Origin of the sequence: Vibrio fujianensis (genome assembly GCF_002749895.1) — a bacterium.
Lineage (GTDB): Bacteria > Pseudomonadota > Gammaproteobacteria > Enterobacterales > Vibrionaceae > Vibrio > Vibrio fujianensis.
In genome coordinates this window covers 1-1,230 of sequence record NZ_NBUS01000001.1, presented here as the reverse complement: position 1 = coordinate 1,230, position 1,230 = coordinate 1, and the positions used below count along the sequence as shown (strand labels likewise).

Below are 1,230 nucleotides of genomic sequence, written 5' to 3'. Positions count from 1 at the left end.
TGTCTAAAGCAAAATTTGAACGTACGAAACCGCACGTAAACGTTGGTACTATCGGCCACGTTGACCACGGTAAAACCACTCTAACCGCAGCTATCTGTACTGTACTTTCAAAAGTATATGGCGGTGAAGCGAAAGACTTTGCGTCAATCGACAATGCTCCAGAAGAGCGTGAGCGCGGTATTACCATTTCTACTTCACACGTAGAATACCAAACTCCAACTCGTCACTACGCACACGTAGACTGCCCAGGACACGCTGACTATGTTAAAAACATGATCACGGGTGCTGCGCAAATGGACGGTGGTATCCTAGTTGTTGCCGCGACAGATGGCCCAATGCCACAAACTCGTGAGCACATCTTGCTAGGTCGTCAGGTTGGTATTCCTTACATCATCGTATTCATGAACAAATGTGACATGGTTGATGATGAAGAGCTACTAGAACTCGTAGAGATGGAAGTACGTGAACTTCTTTCTGAGTACGATTTCCCAGGTGATGACTTACCAGTGATTCAAGGTTCAGCACTAGGAGCATTGAACGGCGAAGAGCAATGGGAAGCGAAGATTGTAGAACTAGCAGAAGCGCTAGATAACTACATTCCAGAGCCAGAGCGTGCAGTAGACCAAGCATTCCTAATGCCAATCGAAGACGTATTCTCAATCCAAGGTCGTGGTACAGTAGTAACAGGTCGTATCGAACGTGGTATTCTACGTGTTGGTGACGAAGTCCAAATCGTCGGTATCAAAGACACCATCACAACGACATGTACAGGTGTAGAGATGTTCCGCAAACTGCTTGACGAAGGTCGTGCAGGTGAGAACGTAGGTGCGCTACTACGTGGTACTAAGCGTGACGAAGTAGAACGTGGTCAAGTATTGGCGAAACCAGGTTCAATCACTCCGCACACTAAGTTTGAATCAGAAGTTTACGTTCTATCTAAAGATGAAGGTGGCCGTCATACTCCATTCTTCAAAGGTTACCGTCCACAGTTCTACTTCCGTACAACAGACGTAACCGGTAACATCGAGTTACCAGAAGGCGTAGAAATGGTAATGCCAGGCGACAACATCAAGATGGTTGTAGAGCTAATTGCTCCAATCGCGATGGACGAAGGTCTACGTTTTGCGATTCGTGAAGGTGGCCGTACTGTTGGTGCAGGTGTTGTAGCGAAGATCATCGCTTAATCACAGTTTCTGTGAAGAATGATTTGACTATACCGTAGTAAAAAGG

1 protein-coding gene is annotated in these 1,230 nt (G+C 46.3%); it reads left to right on the top strand.

Annotated elements, in window-relative coordinates; translation table 11 throughout:
• Positions 1-1,184 (top strand): elongation factor Tu (tuf, locus tag B7C60_RS00005; RefSeq protein WP_099609927.1); only part of this gene is annotated, 1,184 nt, incomplete at its 5' end.
• Positions 1,185-1,230 lie beyond the last annotated feature (46 nt).